The sequence below is a fragment of the Pseudomonas sp. R3-52-08 genome (assembly GCF_003851745.1).
In the GTDB taxonomy this organism is placed as follows: domain Bacteria; phylum Pseudomonadota; class Gammaproteobacteria; order Pseudomonadales; family Pseudomonadaceae; genus Aquipseudomonas.
Genome location: NZ_CP027730.1, coordinates 3,308,016 through 3,325,304, shown reverse-complemented (window position 1 = coordinate 3,325,304; position 17,289 = coordinate 3,308,016). Strand labels below are relative to the sequence as shown.

The 17,289-nt window shown below is 60.2% G+C and carries 15 protein-coding genes; 11 read left to right on the top strand and 4 right to left on the bottom strand.

Going from position 1 to position 17,289, the window contains the following annotated elements; all coding sequences use genetic code 11:
- Nucleotides 1-39 precede the first annotated feature (39 nt).
- The gene (locus C4J91_RS15155; RefSeq protein WP_124363080.1) at nucleotides 40-963 is read left to right on the top strand and encodes an AraC family transcriptional regulator; all 924 of its coding nucleotides are present in this window, start codon (nucleotides 40-42) and stop codon (nucleotides 961-963) included.
- Here the strand turns inward: C4J91_RS15155 and C4J91_RS15150 are convergent.
- Both C4J91_RS15150 and proP read right to left on the bottom strand, forming a co-directional pair.
- Complete coding sequence (locus C4J91_RS15150; RefSeq protein ID WP_124363079.1) at nucleotides 938-1,444, bottom strand: GAF domain-containing protein; 507 nt, start codon at nucleotides 1,442-1,444, stop codon at nucleotides 938-940. The genes C4J91_RS15155 and C4J91_RS15150 overlap by 26 nt on opposite strands.
- Nucleotides 1,445-1,495: 51 nt before the next feature.
- Nucleotides 1,496-2,998 carry a glycine betaine/L-proline transporter ProP gene (proP, locus tag C4J91_RS15145; RefSeq protein WP_124363078.1) on the bottom strand — a complete coding sequence of 501 codons (1,503 nt, stop codon included), beginning with the start codon at nucleotides 2,996-2,998 and terminating at the stop codon, nucleotides 1,496-1,498.
- 355 nt (nucleotides 2,999-3,353) lie between these two features.
- On the opposite strand from proP, the gene C4J91_RS15140 reads away from it, so the two are divergent.
- Together C4J91_RS15140 and C4J91_RS15135 are read left to right on the top strand one after the other, a co-directional pair.
- Entirely contained in the window at nucleotides 3,354-3,884 is a 531-nt protein-coding gene (locus C4J91_RS15140) for a GNAT family N-acetyltransferase (RefSeq protein WP_124363077.1), read from the top strand.
- 142 nt (nucleotides 3,885-4,026) lie between these two features.
- On the top strand, nucleotides 4,027-5,430 hold the full coding sequence (locus C4J91_RS15135; RefSeq protein WP_124363076.1) for an MFS transporter: 1,404 nt from the start codon (nucleotides 4,027-4,029) through the stop codon (nucleotides 5,428-5,430).
- 42 nt (nucleotides 5,431-5,472) lie between these two features.
- On the opposite strand, the gene C4J91_RS15130 is transcribed toward C4J91_RS15135, so the two are convergent.
- Both C4J91_RS15130 and C4J91_RS15125 read right to left on the bottom strand, forming a co-directional pair.
- Entirely contained in the window at nucleotides 5,473-6,765 is a 1,293-nt protein-coding gene (locus tag C4J91_RS15130) for a sorbosone dehydrogenase family protein (protein WP_124363075.1), read from the bottom strand.
- Nucleotides 6,762-7,184, bottom strand: coding sequence for a DUF2231 domain-containing protein (locus C4J91_RS15125; protein WP_124363074.1), 423 nt, complete (start codon nucleotides 7,182-7,184; stop codon nucleotides 6,762-6,764). Before C4J91_RS15125 ends, C4J91_RS15130 begins: the two co-directional genes overlap by 4 nt.
- 204 nt (nucleotides 7,185-7,388) lie before the next feature.
- On the opposite strand from C4J91_RS15125, the gene uvsE reads away from it, so the two are divergent.
- The 8 genes from uvsE (at nucleotide 7,389) to C4J91_RS15095 (ending at nucleotide 17,243) form a co-directional block, all read left to right on the top strand.
- Nucleotides 7,389-8,417: a UV DNA damage repair endonuclease UvsE gene (gene uvsE, locus C4J91_RS15120; RefSeq protein WP_124363073.1), complete on the top strand. Its 1,029-nt coding sequence runs from the start codon at nucleotides 7,389-7,391 to the stop codon at nucleotides 8,415-8,417.
- Between the two features lie 39 nt (nucleotides 8,418-8,456).
- On the top strand, nucleotides 8,457-8,936 hold the full coding sequence (locus C4J91_RS15115) for an ATP-binding protein (protein ID WP_124363072.1): 480 nt from the start codon (nucleotides 8,457-8,459) through the stop codon (nucleotides 8,934-8,936).
- On the top strand, nucleotides 8,933-9,709 hold the full coding sequence (locus tag C4J91_RS15110; protein ID WP_124363071.1) for a nucleotidyltransferase domain-containing protein: 777 nt from the start codon (nucleotides 8,933-8,935) through the stop codon (nucleotides 9,707-9,709). Before C4J91_RS15115 ends, C4J91_RS15110 begins: the two co-directional genes overlap by 4 nt.
- A 304-nt stretch (nucleotides 9,710-10,013) precedes the next feature.
- Nucleotides 10,014-11,651, top strand: coding sequence for an AAA domain-containing protein (locus tag C4J91_RS27665; RefSeq protein WP_218567795.1), 1,638 nt, complete (start codon nucleotides 10,014-10,016; stop codon nucleotides 11,649-11,651).
- Nucleotides 11,652-11,677: 26 nt separating this feature from the next.
- Complete coding sequence (locus tag C4J91_RS27660) at nucleotides 11,678-13,516, top strand: AAA domain-containing protein (protein WP_218567794.1); 1,839 nt, start codon at nucleotides 11,678-11,680, stop codon at nucleotides 13,514-13,516.
- A gap of 145 nt (nucleotides 13,517-13,661) precedes the next feature.
- A complete protein-coding gene (locus C4J91_RS15100) occupies nucleotides 13,662-15,863 on the top strand; it encodes an OsmC domain/YcaO domain-containing protein (RefSeq protein WP_124363070.1) in 2,202 nt (733 codons plus the stop codon).
- A 232-nt stretch (nucleotides 15,864-16,095) separates the two neighbouring features.
- Nucleotides 16,096-16,404 carry a transposase gene (locus tag C4J91_RS27820; protein ID WP_256681590.1) on the top strand — a complete coding sequence of 103 codons (309 nt, stop codon included), beginning with the start codon at nucleotides 16,096-16,098 and terminating at the stop codon, nucleotides 16,402-16,404.
- Nucleotides 16,401-17,243, top strand: coding sequence for an IS3 family transposase (locus C4J91_RS15095; RefSeq protein WP_305955271.1), 843 nt, complete (start codon nucleotides 16,401-16,403; stop codon nucleotides 17,241-17,243). The genes C4J91_RS27820 and C4J91_RS15095 overlap by 4 nt, the downstream gene beginning before the upstream one ends.
- The last annotated feature ends 46 nt before the right edge of the window (nucleotides 17,244-17,289 follow it).

The window sequence follows — 17,289 nt, the reverse complement described above, 5'->3', positions numbered from 1 at the left end:
GTCCTGCCAACACATTCAGTGAAGCAGTGGAAGGGCCCTATGACGATCCATCAATCGCCGCTGGACGCGCTGATCCAGGCCATCGGCTCGCGCATCCCGGCGCCCGGCGACTTCCCCATGCCGATCCCGGGCCTGGGGTTCTATCGGCGTGAACAACCGGCCGCGCCGGTGGTGTGCATGGTCGAACCGAGCATCGTGCTGGTGGTACAGGGAGAGAAGCGGTTGTGGGTCGGCGGTGAGGGCTATCCCTACGACACATCGCGATTTCTGGTGACCTCGCTGGATATTCCGGCCAACTCCGAAGTGCTGGTCGCCAGCCCCGAGCAACCGTGCCTGGGGCTGATGTTCAAGCTGGACCTGCGCATGCTCGCCGAGCTGATCGCCCAGGGCGGCCTGCCGCCCGCCCGTGAGCGCACGATGATGAAGGGGGTTGGCATCGGCTCGGTGACGGACAGCATGCTGGCCGCATTCGCGCGCCTGGTGGCGCTGCTCGATGAGCCTGAAGCGATACCGGTGTTGGCGCCGTTGATCCAGCGTGAAATTCATTACCGCTTATTGAAGAGCGACCAGGCCGGCCGGCTGCGGCAGATCTGCTCGGTGGACGGGCAGGGCTACCGGATCGCCAAGGCCATTGATTGGCTGAAATTGAATTTCGATAGCCCACTGCGCGTGGAAGAGCTGGCCGCGCGCGTGCAGATGAGCGCGGCGACCTTTCACCATCACTTCCGCCAACTGACCTCGATGAGCCCGTTGCAGTATCAGAAATGGCTGCGCTTGAACGAGGCCAGGCGCTTGATGTTGAACGAGCACCAGGACGTGTCCAGTGCCGCGTTCAAAGTCGGCTATGAAAGCCCGTCGCAGTTCAGCCGCGAGTACAGCCGCCTCTTCGGCGTGCCGCCCAAGCGCGACATGGCCGTGCTGCGGGGCAGGGCGGGTGTTACTGATCTGACGGCGTCAAGTTAGCGTAAAAGATGCACCCGATCAGTCGTGCGAACAGGCTCAGGGTTTCTGGCAGGTTGGGGTCGTCGAACAGCATGGCGCGCGAATCCAGCGCGCACAGCGCGCCGAACAGGCGCCCGTCGGGCAGGAAAATCGGCGCGCCGGCATAGCTCTCGATGGCGAATTGCTTGACCACCGGGCGTGCGGCAAAGCGGCCGTCGAGGCTGATCTGCGGGACGAACAAGGCTTGGGGATCGACGCAAAACTCACTGCACAGGGTGGTTTCCAGGTCGAGCACGTCGTCGACATGGATGCCCATCTGCATGGGGTCGTAGGCCGAGCAGACCACCCATTCCAGGTCGGTGAATTTGGCGATGCCGGCGAAGCGCATGCCGGTCAGGCGGGTAACCAGTTTAAGGATGTTGGTGGTCGCTTCGATTTCTGCGATGGCCGCGCGTTCGTCGGCGCTCAGCAGCGATTGGGCAGAGGTGACGCTTGGAATCATTTGAACGCTCCAAAGGCGTGGCCGCAGGCAGCGACCACGCACAGCCAGGTCTTAATTGATCCTTGGGTGCTGCTGCACCAAGTTTTCGCGCTTGGCCTGGAGCGCCGCAATCTCAGCATCGATGTCCTCGATCTTCTGCTCGATATTGTCATGGTGCTCCTGCAACAGTTCCTTGGCTTCTTCCATGTCGGAGGCCGCCGGGGCCGCCCCACGCAGTGGTTTATTGGCAGTTTCCTTCATGGTCAGGCCCGTGACCAGACCGACCACGGCGAATACCATCAGGTAGTAAGCAGGCATGTACAAGTCATTGGTGCTTTCTACCAGCCAGGCCACTGCCGTTGGCGTGATACCGGCGATCAATACCGAGACGTTGAAGGCACTCGCCAGCGCGCTGTAGCGCAGGTGAGTGGGGAACATCGCCGGCAGCGTCGATGCCATCACGCCGATAAAGAAGTTAAGCACAATTGCCAGAATCAGCAGGCCGCTGAAGATCAGCCCGGTCTTGCCGCTGGTAATCAGCATGAACGCCGGGATCGACAGGAACAGCAGGCCGATGCTGCCGGCGATGATGAAGGGCTTGCGGCCGATCTTGTCGCTGACAAAGCCAATGAACGGCTGCACGAACAACATGCCGACCATGATCGCGATGATGATCAGCACACCGCTGTTTTCGGCGTAATGCAGGTTGTGCGACAGGTAGCTGGGCATGTACGTGAGCAGCATGTAGTAGGTCACGTTGGTGGCCGCGACGATACCAATGCAGGTCAGCAGGCTGCGCCAATGCTTGGTGGCGATCTCTTTGAAGGAGACCTTGGGGCCATGGCTGAGGCCTTCGCGGTCACCCTGTTCGAGTTTGTCGACGTGTTGCTGGAACGCCGGAGTCTCTTCCAGCGCGTGGCGCAGGTACAGGCCGATGATGCCCAAAGGCAGGGCCAGGAAGAACGGCAGGCGCCAGCCCCAGGCCTCGAAATCCGCCTCGCCGAGCACAGTGGAAATCAACACCACCACGCCGGCGCCCAGTACGAAGCCGGCAATCGAGCCGAAGTCCAACCAACTGCCGAGGAACCCGCGCTTGCGGTCCGGGGCGTATTCGGCGACGAAAATCGACGCGCCGGTGTACTCGCCGCCCACCGAGAAACCCTGGGCCATTTTGCACAACAGCAACAGGATCGGTGCCCAGATGCCAATGGACGCGTACCCCGGAATCAGGCCGATGGCGAAGGTGCTCAGGGACATGATCACGATAGTGGCAGCGAGGACTTTCTGTCGTCCGTACTTGTCACCCAGAGCGCCGAAGAACAGACCGCCCAGCGGACGGATCAGGAAGGGTACCGAGAAGGTGGCCAGTGCCGCGATCATTTGTACGCTGGGGGACGCGTCGGGGAAGAACACCTTGCCCAGCACATAAGCGACAAACCCATAGACGCCAAAGTCGAACCATTCCATGGCGTTGCCCAGTGCGGCGGCGGTGATTGCCTTGCGCATCTTGTTGTCGTCGACAATGGTGATGTCGTTCAAACCGATGGGTTTGACGCGTTTCTTACGTAATTTCATGCGGGCCACTCTAGAAGCTGAACGGGAGGCGCCATCGCCGCGATGGCACCGCTCTGTCACTTCAGATACAAGCGGACACTAAATAATTCACCCACTGGGCTACTTTTTCTCGAATTAGCCAAAATGTCGTGATCCATGCCACCCGGCAGTGCGCGTATCCAAGCGTCAACGAAACTCTAATGTGGGAGGGGGCTTGCCCCCGATGAGGGGCTGTCAATGAATGCATCTGCTGCTGACCCACCGCCATCGGGGGCAAGCCCCCTCCCACATTGTCCAGCTGTGTGCCTACCGAGGCGTGTACTTGCTGGTTAAACTGGGTTCGCAGCGCTATGCCGCCAATAGGGACGTCATTTGTATGCCAAACAACCATTCACGCCTCATCTACCGCCAACCACGGCCAACGGATGTTCAGCGATTGTTCGCCATCTACAGCGACCCGCAGACCAACCTGTTCAACCCTGCCGGCCCTATGGCCAGTGTTGATGATGCGCAGCGCCTGCTGGAGCGCTGGCTCGAACAGTGGTCTGCCCTGGGTTACGGCTGGTGGGCGGTGGCGCGGCGTGAGGCGCCGGAATACATCATCGGCTTCGGCGGTATCGCACCGCTCAACTACCTGACGGAGCCGCGCATCAACCTCGGTTATCGCTTCGCCGTCGAAGCCTGGGGGCAGGGCTATGCCACTGAGTTGGGACGCGATGCCTTGGTGCTGGCATTCGAAACACTGGGCTTGCCGGAGGTTTTCGGCTTGGTACGACCGGAGCACGCGGCGTCGATCCGCGTGTTGGAGAAGATCGGCATGCAGCCATTCGGCCTGCTGGATGATGTGCCCGGCCAAGCACCCAGCCGGGTAATGCGCGTTTGTCATCCTACAACCGCCTCAGCCTGACAGTTTTCACACCCCTGTAAATCCTCGCTCACAGCAATCTTTCAGATTGACACTGCCCAGGCAGCCCGATATAAAAGCCACAGTTGTACGACGACATATGACGTTGCATATGTCCTACCTAACAAAAATAAAAAGTGATGCCATGAATCTGAACGAGCCCATCAGTGCCCATCGTGTCGGCCAGGCGGTCGGCAGCTATCGCTGGACGATCTGCGCGATGCTGTTTTTCGCCACTACCGTCAACTACCTCGACCGCCAGGTGCTTAGCCTGTTGGCGCCGCAGTTGTCCACGCAATTTGGCTGGAGCAACACCGATTACGCCAACATCGCGGCGGTGTTCCAGTTTGTCTACGCGATTTCCATGCTGTTTGCCGGGCGGTTTGTCGACAAGATCGGCACCAAGGCCGCCTACGTCGTGGCGATTGGCATCTGGTCCACCGGCGCGATCATGCATGCCTTCTCGGTGCAGATGGGCGAGGGCCTTGCGGCGGTCAGCACTGCCGTCGGGCTGGCGGTGATTCCGGTGTCGATTGCCGGTTTCATGCTGTCACGCGCGGTGCTGGCGATTGGCGAGGCGGGCAACTTTCCCATCGCGATCAAGGCCACGGCCGAGTACTTCCCCAAGAAAGAGCGTTCCTTCGCCACCGGGATCTTCAATTCGGGCGCCAACGTAGGCGCGATTTTGGCGCCCATCTGTGTGCCATTGATCGCCGGGATGTGGGGCTGGGAAGCGGCTTTCATGGTCATCGGCATGCTGGGCTTCGTGTGGGTGGCCGTGTGGGCCGCCGTGTACGAAAAACCTGAGCAGCAAAAACGCCTGTCGGCCGAAGAACTGGCCTACATTCGCAGCGACCAGACCGTACAACCCTTCACGCCATTGGCTGCGGGCGCAACACCGAAAAAAGTCTCGTGGTTCAAATTGCTGACCTATCGCCAGACCTGGGCCTTTGCCTTCGGCAAGTTCATGACGGACGGCGTCTGGTGGTTCTTCCTGTTCTGGCTGCCCACCTACCTGTCGGCACAATACGGCATGAAGGGCGCCGACATCGTGATGCCGCTGGCCGTGCTGTACAGCATGACCATGGTCGGCAGTATCGGGGGTGGCTGGTTTCCCAGCTATTTCATGGCACGGGGCGACGCGCCCTATGATGGCCGCATGAAAGCCATGCTGGTAATTGCGCTGTTCCCGCTGGTGGTGCTGCTCGCGCAGCCGTTGGGCTACATCAGCTTTTGGGTCCCGGTACTGCTGATCGGCGTGGGTGCCTCGGCACACCAGGCGTGGTCGTGCAATATCTTCACCACGGTATCGGACATGTTCCCGCAGAAAACCGTCGCTTCGGTGGTCGGTATCGGCGGCATGGCCGGGGGCTTGGGCGGGGTGGTGATGACCAAGATCGGCGGCTGGGTGTTCGACTACTACAAATCCATCAACGACATCCACACCGGCTACATGATCATGTTTGCGATCTGTGCCCTGGCGTACCTGGTGGCGTGGAGCGTGATGAAGACGCTGGTGCCGCGCCATAAGGAAATCACCGACCTCTGAGTGAGTATGCCGGAGCGGGCAAGCCGCTCCGGCAATGTCGGTTTATCGATTACGCGTTACCCGCCACACTGTGTTGGCCAAGTCATCGGCAATGATCAGCGCGCCTTTCGGGTCCACCGTCACACCGACCGGGCGACCACGGGTCTTGCCATCATCCCCGCGAAAACCGGTGGCGAAGTCCACAGGCTCGCCAGCCGGTTTGCCGTTGCTGAACGGTACGAAGATCACCTTGTAGCCCACCGGATTATCGCGGTTCCAACTGCCATGCTCGCCAACGAACACGCCGTCGGCGAATTTTTCGCCCATGGCCGGGATGGAGAAATCCACACCGAGTGCCGCAACGTGCGAGCCGAGGCTGTAATCGGGCTTGATCGCCGCAGCCACTTTGGCCGGGTTCTGCGGTTGCGCACGCGGGTCGACGTTCTGGCCCCAGTAGCTATAAGGCCAGCCGTAGAAGGCGCCTTCGCGCACCGAGCTGAGGTAATCCGGCACCAGGTCCGGGCCCAGTTCATCGCGCTCGTTGACCACCGTCCACAGCTGCCCCGAACCCGGTTGGATAGTCAGCGCCGTGGGGTTGCGCAGGCCGGTGGCATAGGGCTTGTGCGCACCGGTCGCGGCGTCGATCTGCCAGACCATCGCCCGGTCGATTTCCACTTCCATGCCGCGCTCGGTGATGTTGCTGTTGGAGCCGATCCCGACATAGAGCTGGCGACCGTCCTCGCTCACCGCCAGGGATTTGGTCCAGTGGTGATTGATCTGCGCCGGCAGGTCGGTGACCTTGGTCGGGGCGCCGCTTGCTTTGGTCTGGCCGTCGGCATAGTCGAAGCGTACCAGCGCGTCCTGGTTGGCCACGTAGATTTTCCCATCGGCGTAAGCCAGGCCATAGGGCGCGTTGAGATTGTCGGCGAACACGGTCTTGAGTTCATAAGTGCCGTCACCATCAGCATCGCGCAACAGCGTGATGCGGTTGCCGCTCTTGACCTTGGTATTGCCCTCGGCCTTGATCAGGCTGGCGATCACATCCTTGGGCTTGAGCTTGGCCGCACTGCCGCCACGGCCTTCGGCGACGAGAATGTCGCCGTTGGGCAGTACCAGGGTCTGGCGCGGAATGGCGAGGTCGGTGGCAATCGCCGTGACGCTGTAGCCCTCGGGTACCTGGGGCTTCTGGTCGCCCCAGGCGACGGGCTCGGCGATCTTCATGCTAGGCAGCAGGCTGCTTTGTTGGGCCGGTAACTTGGGGTCGGGGCCGTGGACCTGAGTCTTGTCGCCTTCGCCGCCGCACGCGGCCAGCAGCAACGCTGCGCTTAACAGGGTCAAGGTGTGGGTGGTTTTCATTGGGCAGCTCCCGAACGCAGGTTAGTCAGGCCGATCCACGTCGCCACCATCGCCAGCAGCGTGACGATCACCGACAGCACCAGGCCGGTGGGCATCATGGCGTAGGCATCCTTGGCATGCTGGAAGGCATTGATCAGCCCCAGCACCCAAGCGGCCAACAACACCAGAAAGTAAGCGGCAGGGCGCCCGGCCTTGCGTTCGGCGCGCAGCAGATTGACCAGGGCGAATAACAGGGCAAACCCACTGAACACCAACGCACCGGCAATCAGCCAGGAGGCGAAATTGGCCCACTGAATCTGGTAGGTCTGGCCGTAGGCAATGTCACTGAGCGTGGCGCCGAGGAACAGCGGCACGCTGCCGGCGAGCAAGGTCGCATGCAGCGGGCCTGGCGTGCAGCGATAGGCGGGAAGGGTAGTCATGGGGGATGCAGCTCCTTATCGTTCGGCACGCCTGGCTAGGCGTGCGATGACTTTGCATAGGCTTTGCACATAGGCTTTGCATAGGAAAGGAGCGCGCTGTTTGTGAGAAAGTTCACCGAAGGTTCGTGTCCGGATGTTTTTCGAACCCTTGGCCGCCGGATTCACCTAAGCCTCTAACCTTCATTGCTTATTACAGGCGTTCCCATGACCCACCCGCGCATCGGCTTTGCATGCCAGTACAAGCATCCCGAACGACTGCCTTCGGCCAGTGCCTTGAAGCTGATCGAAGGCCCGTTCAACCCGCGTACCACCACGTTGCGCTGGATGAACAGCGTCGAGCCCAAGGTGGCGCGGGATAAACTGGTCGAGGTAGTCACCCACAACCTCGCCGCCCAATTGCGCCTGCTGGCCTACGTCGCGGAGTTGCCGCCGACCCTGCGCATGCTGCGCCTGAGCAGTGACCTGTTGCCGTTCTACAGCCACCCCGACGTTGCCGCTGTCTATCAGGACCCGGCGATCCAGCGCCAATTGCAGGAAGGGTTTGCCGCCATCGGCGAGCTGGCGCGGGCGTCGGATATCCGCCTGTCGTTTCATCCCGGCCAGTACTGTGTGCTGGCCTCGGAAAACCCTGGCGTGGTGGAGAACAGCTTGGCCGAATTCGAATACCACGCCGACATGATCCGCATGATGGGTTACGGCCGCCGCTTCCAGGACCTCAAGTGCAACGTGCATATCGCCGGGCGCCTGGGTGTCGAAGGCACGCGGGCGGTGTGGTCGCGCCTGTCCGAAGTGGCGCGCAACTGCATCACCTTCGAGAATGATGAGAAAACCTACGGCCTGGACCATTGCCTGCAAGTCGCCGACCTGGCGCCGGTGGTACTGGACATTCACCATTGCTGGATCAACGAAGACCACTACATCGACCCAGATTCCCCACGCGTCGCCCAAGTCATCGACAGCTGGCGCGGCGTTCGGCCCACGATGCATTACTCCCAGCCCCCGGAAAGCCTGCAGGCCCTGGGCTTTGACACCGAGCACAAACTGGAAATGGCGGCCTTGTTGAAAGTGGTGTCCAAGCGCGACCTCTACGCCCACAGCGCGCAAATGTGGAACCGCTGGACCAACGACTATGCACTGCAGTTTCTCGACCGTTTCGACATCATGCTCGAAGCCAAGGACAAGAACATCGCCGCCCTGGCGTTCTATACGTATTGGCAGCACCGATCCGCCTGAAACATGGCATGCTTTGCGGCCCCACAAAGGAACCGTCCCATGGCTACCCTGCATCTGCTTTGCGGCAAGATTGCGTCCGGCAAGTCTACGCTCGCCAGCAGTCTTGCCACCGATCACGCTGCCATCTTGCTCAGCGAAGACCATTGGCTCGCCACGCTGTATCCCGGTCAGATCAAGACGATTGCCGATTACCTGGCCTGTGCCCGGCAGATCCGCGGTGTCGTGGAGCCGCTGGTGATCGATCTGCTGAAGTCGGGCGTCAATGTGGTGCTGGATTTTCCGGCCAACACATTGGCCAATCGCGAATGGCTGCTCACCCTGGCGCAGGCCGCCCAGGCACCGCATTGCCTGCATTACCTGGAGCTGGATGACGCCACCTGCCGGACTCGACTGCACGCACGCAACGCCAGCGGCGAGCATGATTTCGCCGCCACCGATGCCGAATTCGACCTGATTACCCGCCACTTTTGTGTGCCGAGTGAGGAGGAAGGGTTGGTGATCGAGGTGCATAGCTTATGAGTGTTGAGCCACCTGTCGGTGTTGACGCCAATGGCTATGTTGTCACCGTGGGCGCCGCGCCTGTGCAGTCTGAGTTCGAACCTTTGCTGGCGGATGCGGTGGCGACGCTTTCACAGTCCGCATTCGGGCTGGATGGCATCTACCTTTACGGCAGTGTCGCCCGAGGCGATGCCAGTGTCGAAGCGTCTGACCTGGACCTCACCCTGATCCTGCGCGATGCCCCCGACGAGTGCCTGCTCAAGCAGCTTGAGCTGGCACGGCTGGCGCTGGAGCAGCGGCATCCGTGTGTCACGAAGGTGGATTTCGACATTGGCCACCGCGCACAGGTATTGGCACCGCAGAACCATAATCGCTGGGGGTTCTGGCTCAAGCATCATTGCCGGTGCCTGTGGGGCGATGACCTTGGATTGCGATTCGAGCCATTCCGGCCAAGCCGCGATATCGCCCTGGCACTCAACGATGATTTTGTGGAAGTGCTGAGCCGCTATCGCGCAGACATCGTGCAGGCCGCGAACACACCGCAACGCCTGCGTTTGCAGCGCGAAGCTGCGCGCAAGTTGATCCGCTCCACGCATACGCTGCGGTCAGCAGAAGCCACGATGTGGCCGCAGACGCTGGAGGAGCATGTGGCGCTGTTCCGGCAGCGTTATCCGACCATGATCACCCAAATCGCCTACTTCCTGTTCGAGGCCAGAAACCCAAGCGCCGAGGGTGAGGCGTTCTTGCTGCGCCTTGATGCATTCATCGACTGGATGGTTTCGCAGTCGGCATAACCTGTGGCGATCAGAAAGGAATCTATTTAATGCGCGAGCGCAAAGCCGCATGGACTGAACAGGAAGCCTAGGTCATGGCCGATCATCGGTATTGGTCAGCTCAGGCACTGCGATCATCGGATGACAGGGTATGGCCGCATGCGTTGGCCGAGATGTTGGCAGAGGCCGGGGTTTTTCGATCTGCGCCTCAGAGGTGCCTTTAGCCTCAGGTGATTGCCCACCTGCTCCCTGAACCGTTACCCTCGGTCCACATCCCCACCCACCGACCGTAACAGTGAGTCACGGTCTGCACTGAATCAGGACGATGAACGATTATTCTCTGAAACTCGCCAACTACTGGCGCACCTCGCTGGCCGACGCGGAAAACGGCAATGGCGCGTTATCCCCGAGCCATGTCAAAACCTACTCCGCAGTGCCCTTGGCTTCGCTGGCCGCCGGTTGTTTGCCGGTTGAGCAAGTGGACAGCCTATTTGCCGGCGAACCGGCACAACTGCTCCATGTGGAGGTTACGCTACGCCCGTTCGTGTACGCCTCACGCCAGGAGCACCGCCAGGCGCGCAACGGGCTGCCGGCGTTTATCACGCCGATCATTTGCAGGGTGTCGGTCACCCGCGACGGGCTGATCTATCCGACCGGGCCCACGCTGGTGCCGCGCGATATTCTGGAACCGTTGGATCGCGACAACTTCACCATCGGCGCCCAGCATGACCTGGATACGTTTCTAACCGCACAAGATGCGCCGCAGTTCGAGCCGCCACCCGCCGGCACGGAGGTGCAGCCGGAGCACTACCGCGAGCAGTGGATCACCTATCTGCGCTATTGCAAGACGATGTTCCAGACGGTCTGCAACGCCTGGAACGGCGTGGATGACGGTTTTGATCCGGTCAACTATTGCTATGTGTTCAAGGAACAGAAGGCCGAAGGTTTCAGCCGTAATATCGTGGCGCTGTACGATCATTTGCGCCTTGGCAAACCGGATGCGCCGTTGTTCGAGCGGTTCGCACAACGCGAGCGCATGCCCGATGAGCCGTGCCTGGCCGCCAACAGCCTGTTCGCCGGGCGAGGAGGGCATGCCGGTGACGAATACGCGCTGGCGCCTGCCCAACGCGACAGCCTCGCGCACCTGCTGGCGGGTAGCGCCGGGGATATCCTGGCGGTCAACGGGCCGCCGGGTACGGGTAAGACCACATTGCTCCTGTCGGTCGTCGCATCACTCTGGGCCAAGGCCGCTGCCGAGGGCGGCGAGCCGCCGGTGATTGTCGCCAGTTCTACGAACAATCAGGCGGTCACCAACATCATCAAGGCATTTGGCAAGGACTTCTCGGCAGGCACCGGCCCCTTTGCTGGGCGCTGGCTTCCGGATATCAACAGCTTTGGCGCTTACTTTCCAAAGGCCGCTGCGGAAGCGGAGATGGCCCGCACCTATCAGACCAAAAGCTTTTACCTGGAGCTGGAGACACAGGCCTATCTGGATAAAGCGCAGCAGGCGTATCTGGAGCATGCCGCCATCGCCTTTCCCGGGCCGTCGCAGCCCACGCTTCAGGGCACCGTCGACAAGCTGCAGGCCCTGATTCAACTGCGCCAGCAGCAACTGGGCGATATCGAGAAGGGCTGGGCAAGATTGAACGCGGCGCGCGACGCCATGAAGGCCTTGCTCGGCGATAATCCATACACGGCAATTGCGACGCTTGAAGGGCAATGTCGGGCGCAGTCCGATCAGTTGGCAAGCGCCAAGGCACGCCTGAAAGATTTCAAGCATTACCTGGCCCATGAGTCATTGATTTACACGCTGTTCGGCTGGTTCGGCCCGATTGCCGCCAAGCGCCTGCGCTTGGCCAAACTGCACATCGATGAAACTGATGCACAGCTGCAGAGCGCCAACGACGTGCATGAGATAGAGCGCCTGCTGACGGCCGCCGTGGCGCACACGCCCAAAGCCTGAAAATCCTTGAAACCCAGCGTGAGCGTGTGGAGCACTTGCGGCGCGATGAGCAGCGTGAGCTGTTGAACTGGCAGGCGGCGATTGGTCGGTTACCCAATGCCGTCGGCAAGCCCGCCGCCGAGGTAACGCTGGAGGACTGCGACCGTTGGGCGGACACCTCGCTGCGCTTCGAGACGTTCCTGCTGACCACGCATTATTGGGAGGGCCGCTGGCTGTTGGAAGTCGCCGATGAGCTGCCACTGATTCTTAAAAGCCGCAAAAAAAACGGCCGCAAGACCCTGGAAAAAAACTGGCGGCGCTGGATGAAGCTCACGCCTTGCGTGGTGGCGACGTTCTATCGCTTGCCGGCCGAGCTGTCGTGCAGCCGCCATGACGGCAATGGTTATGTCGCCGATTACGCGTTGAATTTCATCGACCTGCTGATCGTAGACGAGGCGGGCCAGGTGCTGCCCGAAGTGGCGGCGCCGTCGTTCGCCTTGGCGCGGCAAGCGTTGGTGATTGGCGACACGCAACAAATCGAACCGATATGGTCGGTGCCGCCGTCGGTGGATATCGGCAACCTGCTCGCTGCCGGCCTGCTGTCACGCAGCCGTGTGGACGATGAGTACGAGGCCTTCTGTGAGAGCGGGCGCAGTGCCGCCAGTGGCAGCGTCATGGCGATTGCGCAGTCCACCAGCCGCTATCATTACGACCGCGACCTGGCCCGCGGCCTTTATCTATATGAACACCGCCGTTGCTATGACTCGATCATCGATTACTGCAATGCGCTCTGCTACAAAGGCAAGCTGCAACCGCGACGCGGCGCCAAACCGCAGGGTGGCCTGCCGGGCCTGGGTTACCTGCATATCAACGGGCTGTGCCAGCAGAAGCAGGGCGGCAGCCGCCATAACCTGCTCGAGGCACAGACTATCGCTGCCTGGATCAAGGCCAATGAACAGCAGCTGACCCAGCGCTATAACAAGGAACTCTGGGAAATCCTCGGGGTGATCACCCCCTTTGGCGCGCAGACCCAGGCCATTACCGAGGCGTGCGCCGCCCTGGGCATTCGTACCGGCAAAGGCGACGGTGAAATGACCGTTGGCACCGTGCACTCCTTCCAGGGCGCCGAACGCCCGGTGGTGATTTTTTCTGCGGTGTATTCCAAGCATGCCGACGGTGCGTTTATCGACCGTAGGGACAGCATGTTGAACGTGGCGGTTTCCCGCGCCAAAGACAGTTTTCTGGTGTTCGGCGATATGGACCTGTTCAGCCAGATCCCCGCCAGCAAGCCGCGTGGCCGGTTGGCGCAGTACTTGTTGAACAGCGCAGACAATGCGCTCACCTTTGATTTCCAGCCTCGGGCGGATTTGCTGACGGCGCGCACCGGGTTGAGCCACCTGCATGAGTTTGCCGAACATGATCAGTTCCTGTTGCAGACCCTGGAGACGGCGCAGCAGCAGGTGCAGATCGTGACGCCCTGGGTGCGCCTGAGGGGGATGCGCGAAAGCGGCGCCCTTGAGGCCATGTGCGGCACCGTGCAGCGCGGGGTGCCGGTCACGGTGTATACCGATTTGCACTTCAACACTGGCATCGGCCGCAGTAAGTCAGAGGGTGACCCCGGCAAAGTCGCCGAATTCAAGGATGCGCTGGCCACTTTGAAGCACCACGCCGTGCAGGTGCGTGTGGTCAACAAGGTGCACAGCAAACTGGTGATGGCCGATGAAGCGCTGTTGTGCGTGGGCTCGTTCAATTGGCTGAGCGCGGCGCGTTCGGGCGATTATGTGCGTCATGAAACGTCCATGGTCTATCGCGGGCCGGACGTCAGCAGCGAGTTGGCGATCAATCGAACCAGCCTGGCGCAACGCCTGATTTCACGCGAACTCTGACCGGCCATCACGTTATGCCAGCGGCTCAAGCGCTGCTGGCATAGCGATACCGATCAGCAGCCCACACGCAAAACCCTGAGACTTCCCGGCGAAAATCTTCATAATGGCGGCCATTTTGTTTAGCCCGTTATTCTGGTGTGCCCGCATGGAAATTAAGGTCAACTTTCTCGACAACCTTCGGCTTGAAGCCAAGTTCGATGATTTTACGGTGATTGCCGACCAGCCGATTCGCTACAAAGGCGACGGTTCGGCGCCGGGGCCATTCGATTACTTCCTGGCTTCGTCGGCGTTGTGTGCGGCGTACTTTGTGAAGTTGTACTGCGCCACGCGCAATATTCCCACGGAGAATATTCGCCTGTCGCAGAACAACATCGTCGACCCGGAAAACCGCTACAACCAGATCTTCAAAATCCAGGTCGAGCTGCCGGCGGATATCTCGGACAAGGACCGCCAGGGCATCCTGCGCTCCATCGACCGGTGTACCGTGAAGAAAGTGGTGCAGGCCGGGCCCGAGTTCGTGATCGAGGAAGTCGACAATCTCGACGCCGACGCCCAGGCGCTGTTGATGCCCAACTCGACGTCCCAGGTGGGCACCTACATCGCCGGCAAGGACCTGCCGCTGGAGCAGACCATCGCCAACATGTCCGCGATCCTGGCGGGCCTGGGCATGAAGATCGAAATCGCCTCATGGCGCAATATCGTGCCCAACGTCTGGTCGCTGCATATCCGCGATGCCCACTCGCCGATGTGTTTTACCAACGGCAAGGGCGCGACCAAGGAAGGCGCGCTGGCGTCGGCGTTGGGCGAGTTCATCGAGCGGCTCAACTGCAACTTCTTCTACAACGACCAGTTCTGGGGTGAGGAACTGGCCAACGCGCCCTTCGTGCATTATCCCGACGAGCGCTGGTTCCAGCCGGGCCCGAACGACGAGTTGCCGAGTGAAATTCTGGATGCCTACTGCCTGAAGGTCTACAACCGCGACGGCGAGCTGCGCGGTTCGCACCTGTTCGACACCAACTCGGGCAACGAAGCGCGGGGCATCGTCTCGCTGCCGTTCGTGCGTCAGTCCGATGGCGAGGTGGTGTATTTTCCCTCCAACCTGATCGAAAACCTTTACCTGAGCAACGGCATGAGCGCCGGCAACACCCTGGCCGAAGCCCAGGTGCAGTGCCTGTCGGAGATTTTCGAGCGGGCGGTGAAACGCGAGATCATCGAAGGCGAATTTGCGCTCCCGGATGTACCGGCCGAGGTGCTGGCCAAATACCCCGGCATTCTGGCCGGTATCGAAGGCCTGGAAGCCCAGGGCTTCCCGGTGCTGGTCAAGGATGCGTCCCTGGGCGGTGAATTCCCGGTGATGTGCGTGACCCTGATGAACCCGCGCACCGGCGGCGTATTTGCCTCGTTTGGCGCGCACCCAAGCCTGGAAGTGGCGCTGGAGCGCAGCCTCACCGAACTGCTGCAAGGCCGCAGTTTCGAAGGCTTGAACGACTTGCCGCAGCCGACCTTCGAAGCCCAGGCAGTGACCGAGCCGAATAACTTCGTCGAGCACTTTATCGACTCCAGCGGTGTGGTGTCGTGGCGCTTCTTCAGCGCCCAGTCCGATTATGAGTTCGTCGAATGGGACTTCTCCGGCCACGGCGAAGACTCCAACGCCCAGGAAGCCGCGACGCTGTTCGGTATTCTGGAGGGCATGGGCAAAGAGTCGTACATGGCGGTTTATGAGCACCTGGGCGCCACCGCCTGCCGCATCCTGGTGCCGGACTACTCGGAAATCTACCCGGTGGACGACCTGATCTGGGACAACACCAACAAAGCGCTGTTTTTCCGTGAAGACATCCTTAACCTGCACCGCCTGGACGAAGCGCAGTTGCAAGCACTGGTCGAGCGTTTGATCGAAAGCGAGCTGGACGACTACACCGATATCACCACGCTGATCGGCATCGAGTTCGACGACAACACCGCCTGGGGCCAACTGACCATTCTGGAGCTGAAGCTGCTGATCTTCCTCGCCTTGCAGCAGCATGAGGAGGCCAAGGAATGTGTGGAAATGTTCCTGCAGTACAACGACAACACCGTCGAACGCGGGTTGTTTTACCAGGCGGTGAACGCGGTGCTGGAGATGGAACTGGACGAAGATCTGGACCTGGCCGACTACGAAGCCAACTTCCGCCGCATGTTCGGTAACGAACGCATGGACGCGGTGATTGGCTCGGTCAACGGCAGCGTGCGGTTTTATGGGCTGACGCCGACCAGCATGAAGCTCGAAGGACTGGACCGGCATTTGCGCTTGATCGACAGCTACAAGAAACTGCACGCGGCAAGGGCAAGCGCTACCTCGGCACATTGATAGCTATCTGATGTATGAAGGGCAAAATGTGGGAGGGGGCTTGCCCTAATGCCAGTCAGTTAAGCGTACACCACCGTCTGTAGGAGCGAGCTTGCTCGCGAAAAACGTCAACGATAACGCGTGCTTCCTGAATAAACGCGGTGCCTGTGAGTTTTTCGCGAGCAAGCTGTTCTGGCCTAATGATCCCGGACACCTCTTAAGGGCGATATGATTCGCCCAATCAGGAGGTTCCATGCAACAGCGAAAGACCTATACCCGCGAGTTCAAGCAACGTGCTGCAAGCATGGTTCTTGATGATAACTGCTCAGTTCCCGACGTCTGTGCATCCATGGCCGTTGGCCCTACGGCTCTGCGCCGCTGGGTGGATCAGGTTCGTAAAGAGCGTCACAAAGGGCAGCCAGTGGCAGGTACCAAGGCTATCAGCGACGAACAGCGAGAGCTTCAACAGCTACGAGCCAAGGTCAAGCGCCTGGAGACTGAGGCTGAAATCTTAAAAAAGGCTACGGCTCTCTTGATGTCGGATCCCGATCGTTTTTCCTGATCGAGGAACTGAGGGAGTCGAGTTCATATCCGACCAGCCTGCTTTGCAGTGCGCTAGGCGTTTCTCGTAGCGCGTTTTATGACTGGATCAAGCGTCGCTCAGCGCCGAATGCCGAGCGTGACGCGCTTAGAGCAAAAGTCGTGCAATTGCATGTCGAAAGCCGGGAAAGTGCAGGCGCGCGGATGATTTCTCAGCACTTGAAAGCCCAGCAGATCAAGGTGGGACGGTATTTAGTTGCAAAGCTCATGGCGGAGGCAAATCTGGCCAGCAAACAGCGCCGCCGCCATCAGTATCGTTCTAGAGGCGTCGAAGCGTTTGTGGCCAAGAACTTGCTTGAGCGTAACTTCGAGCCAACCGCAATTAATCAAGTCTGGTGCGGCGACGTTACCAGCCTGATGGTTGGGAAACGCTGGTATCACTTGGCAGCGGTCATTGATCTGTTCGCCCGCCGAATCGTTGGCTGGGCGTTTTCTCTGATCAATGACGCCAACCTGGTTAGCAAGGCGCTGAGAATGGCGGTGGAGGTTCGAGGCAAACATGCAGGCTTGATGTTTCATTCGGATCAAGGCTGCCAATACACCAGCCAGCTCTTTCAATCCGAGCTGCTGGGGCATGGGATAACGCAAAGCATGAGCCGTAGGGGGCAGTGCTGGGACAACGCGCCAACAGAGCGTTTCTTCGGGACGCTCAAATCAGAGTGGGTGCCCACCAAAGGCTATACGACAGTTGAAGAAGCCAAGCAGGATATGACTTGCTTCTTCATGCGATACAACCGGATCAGGCTGCACAGCTACAACAACTACCTGTCGCCAATAGCCATGGAGCAGGAGGCGGCTTGATCACCGTAATCGGTGTCCGGAAAAACTTGACCAGAACAAGCTCGCT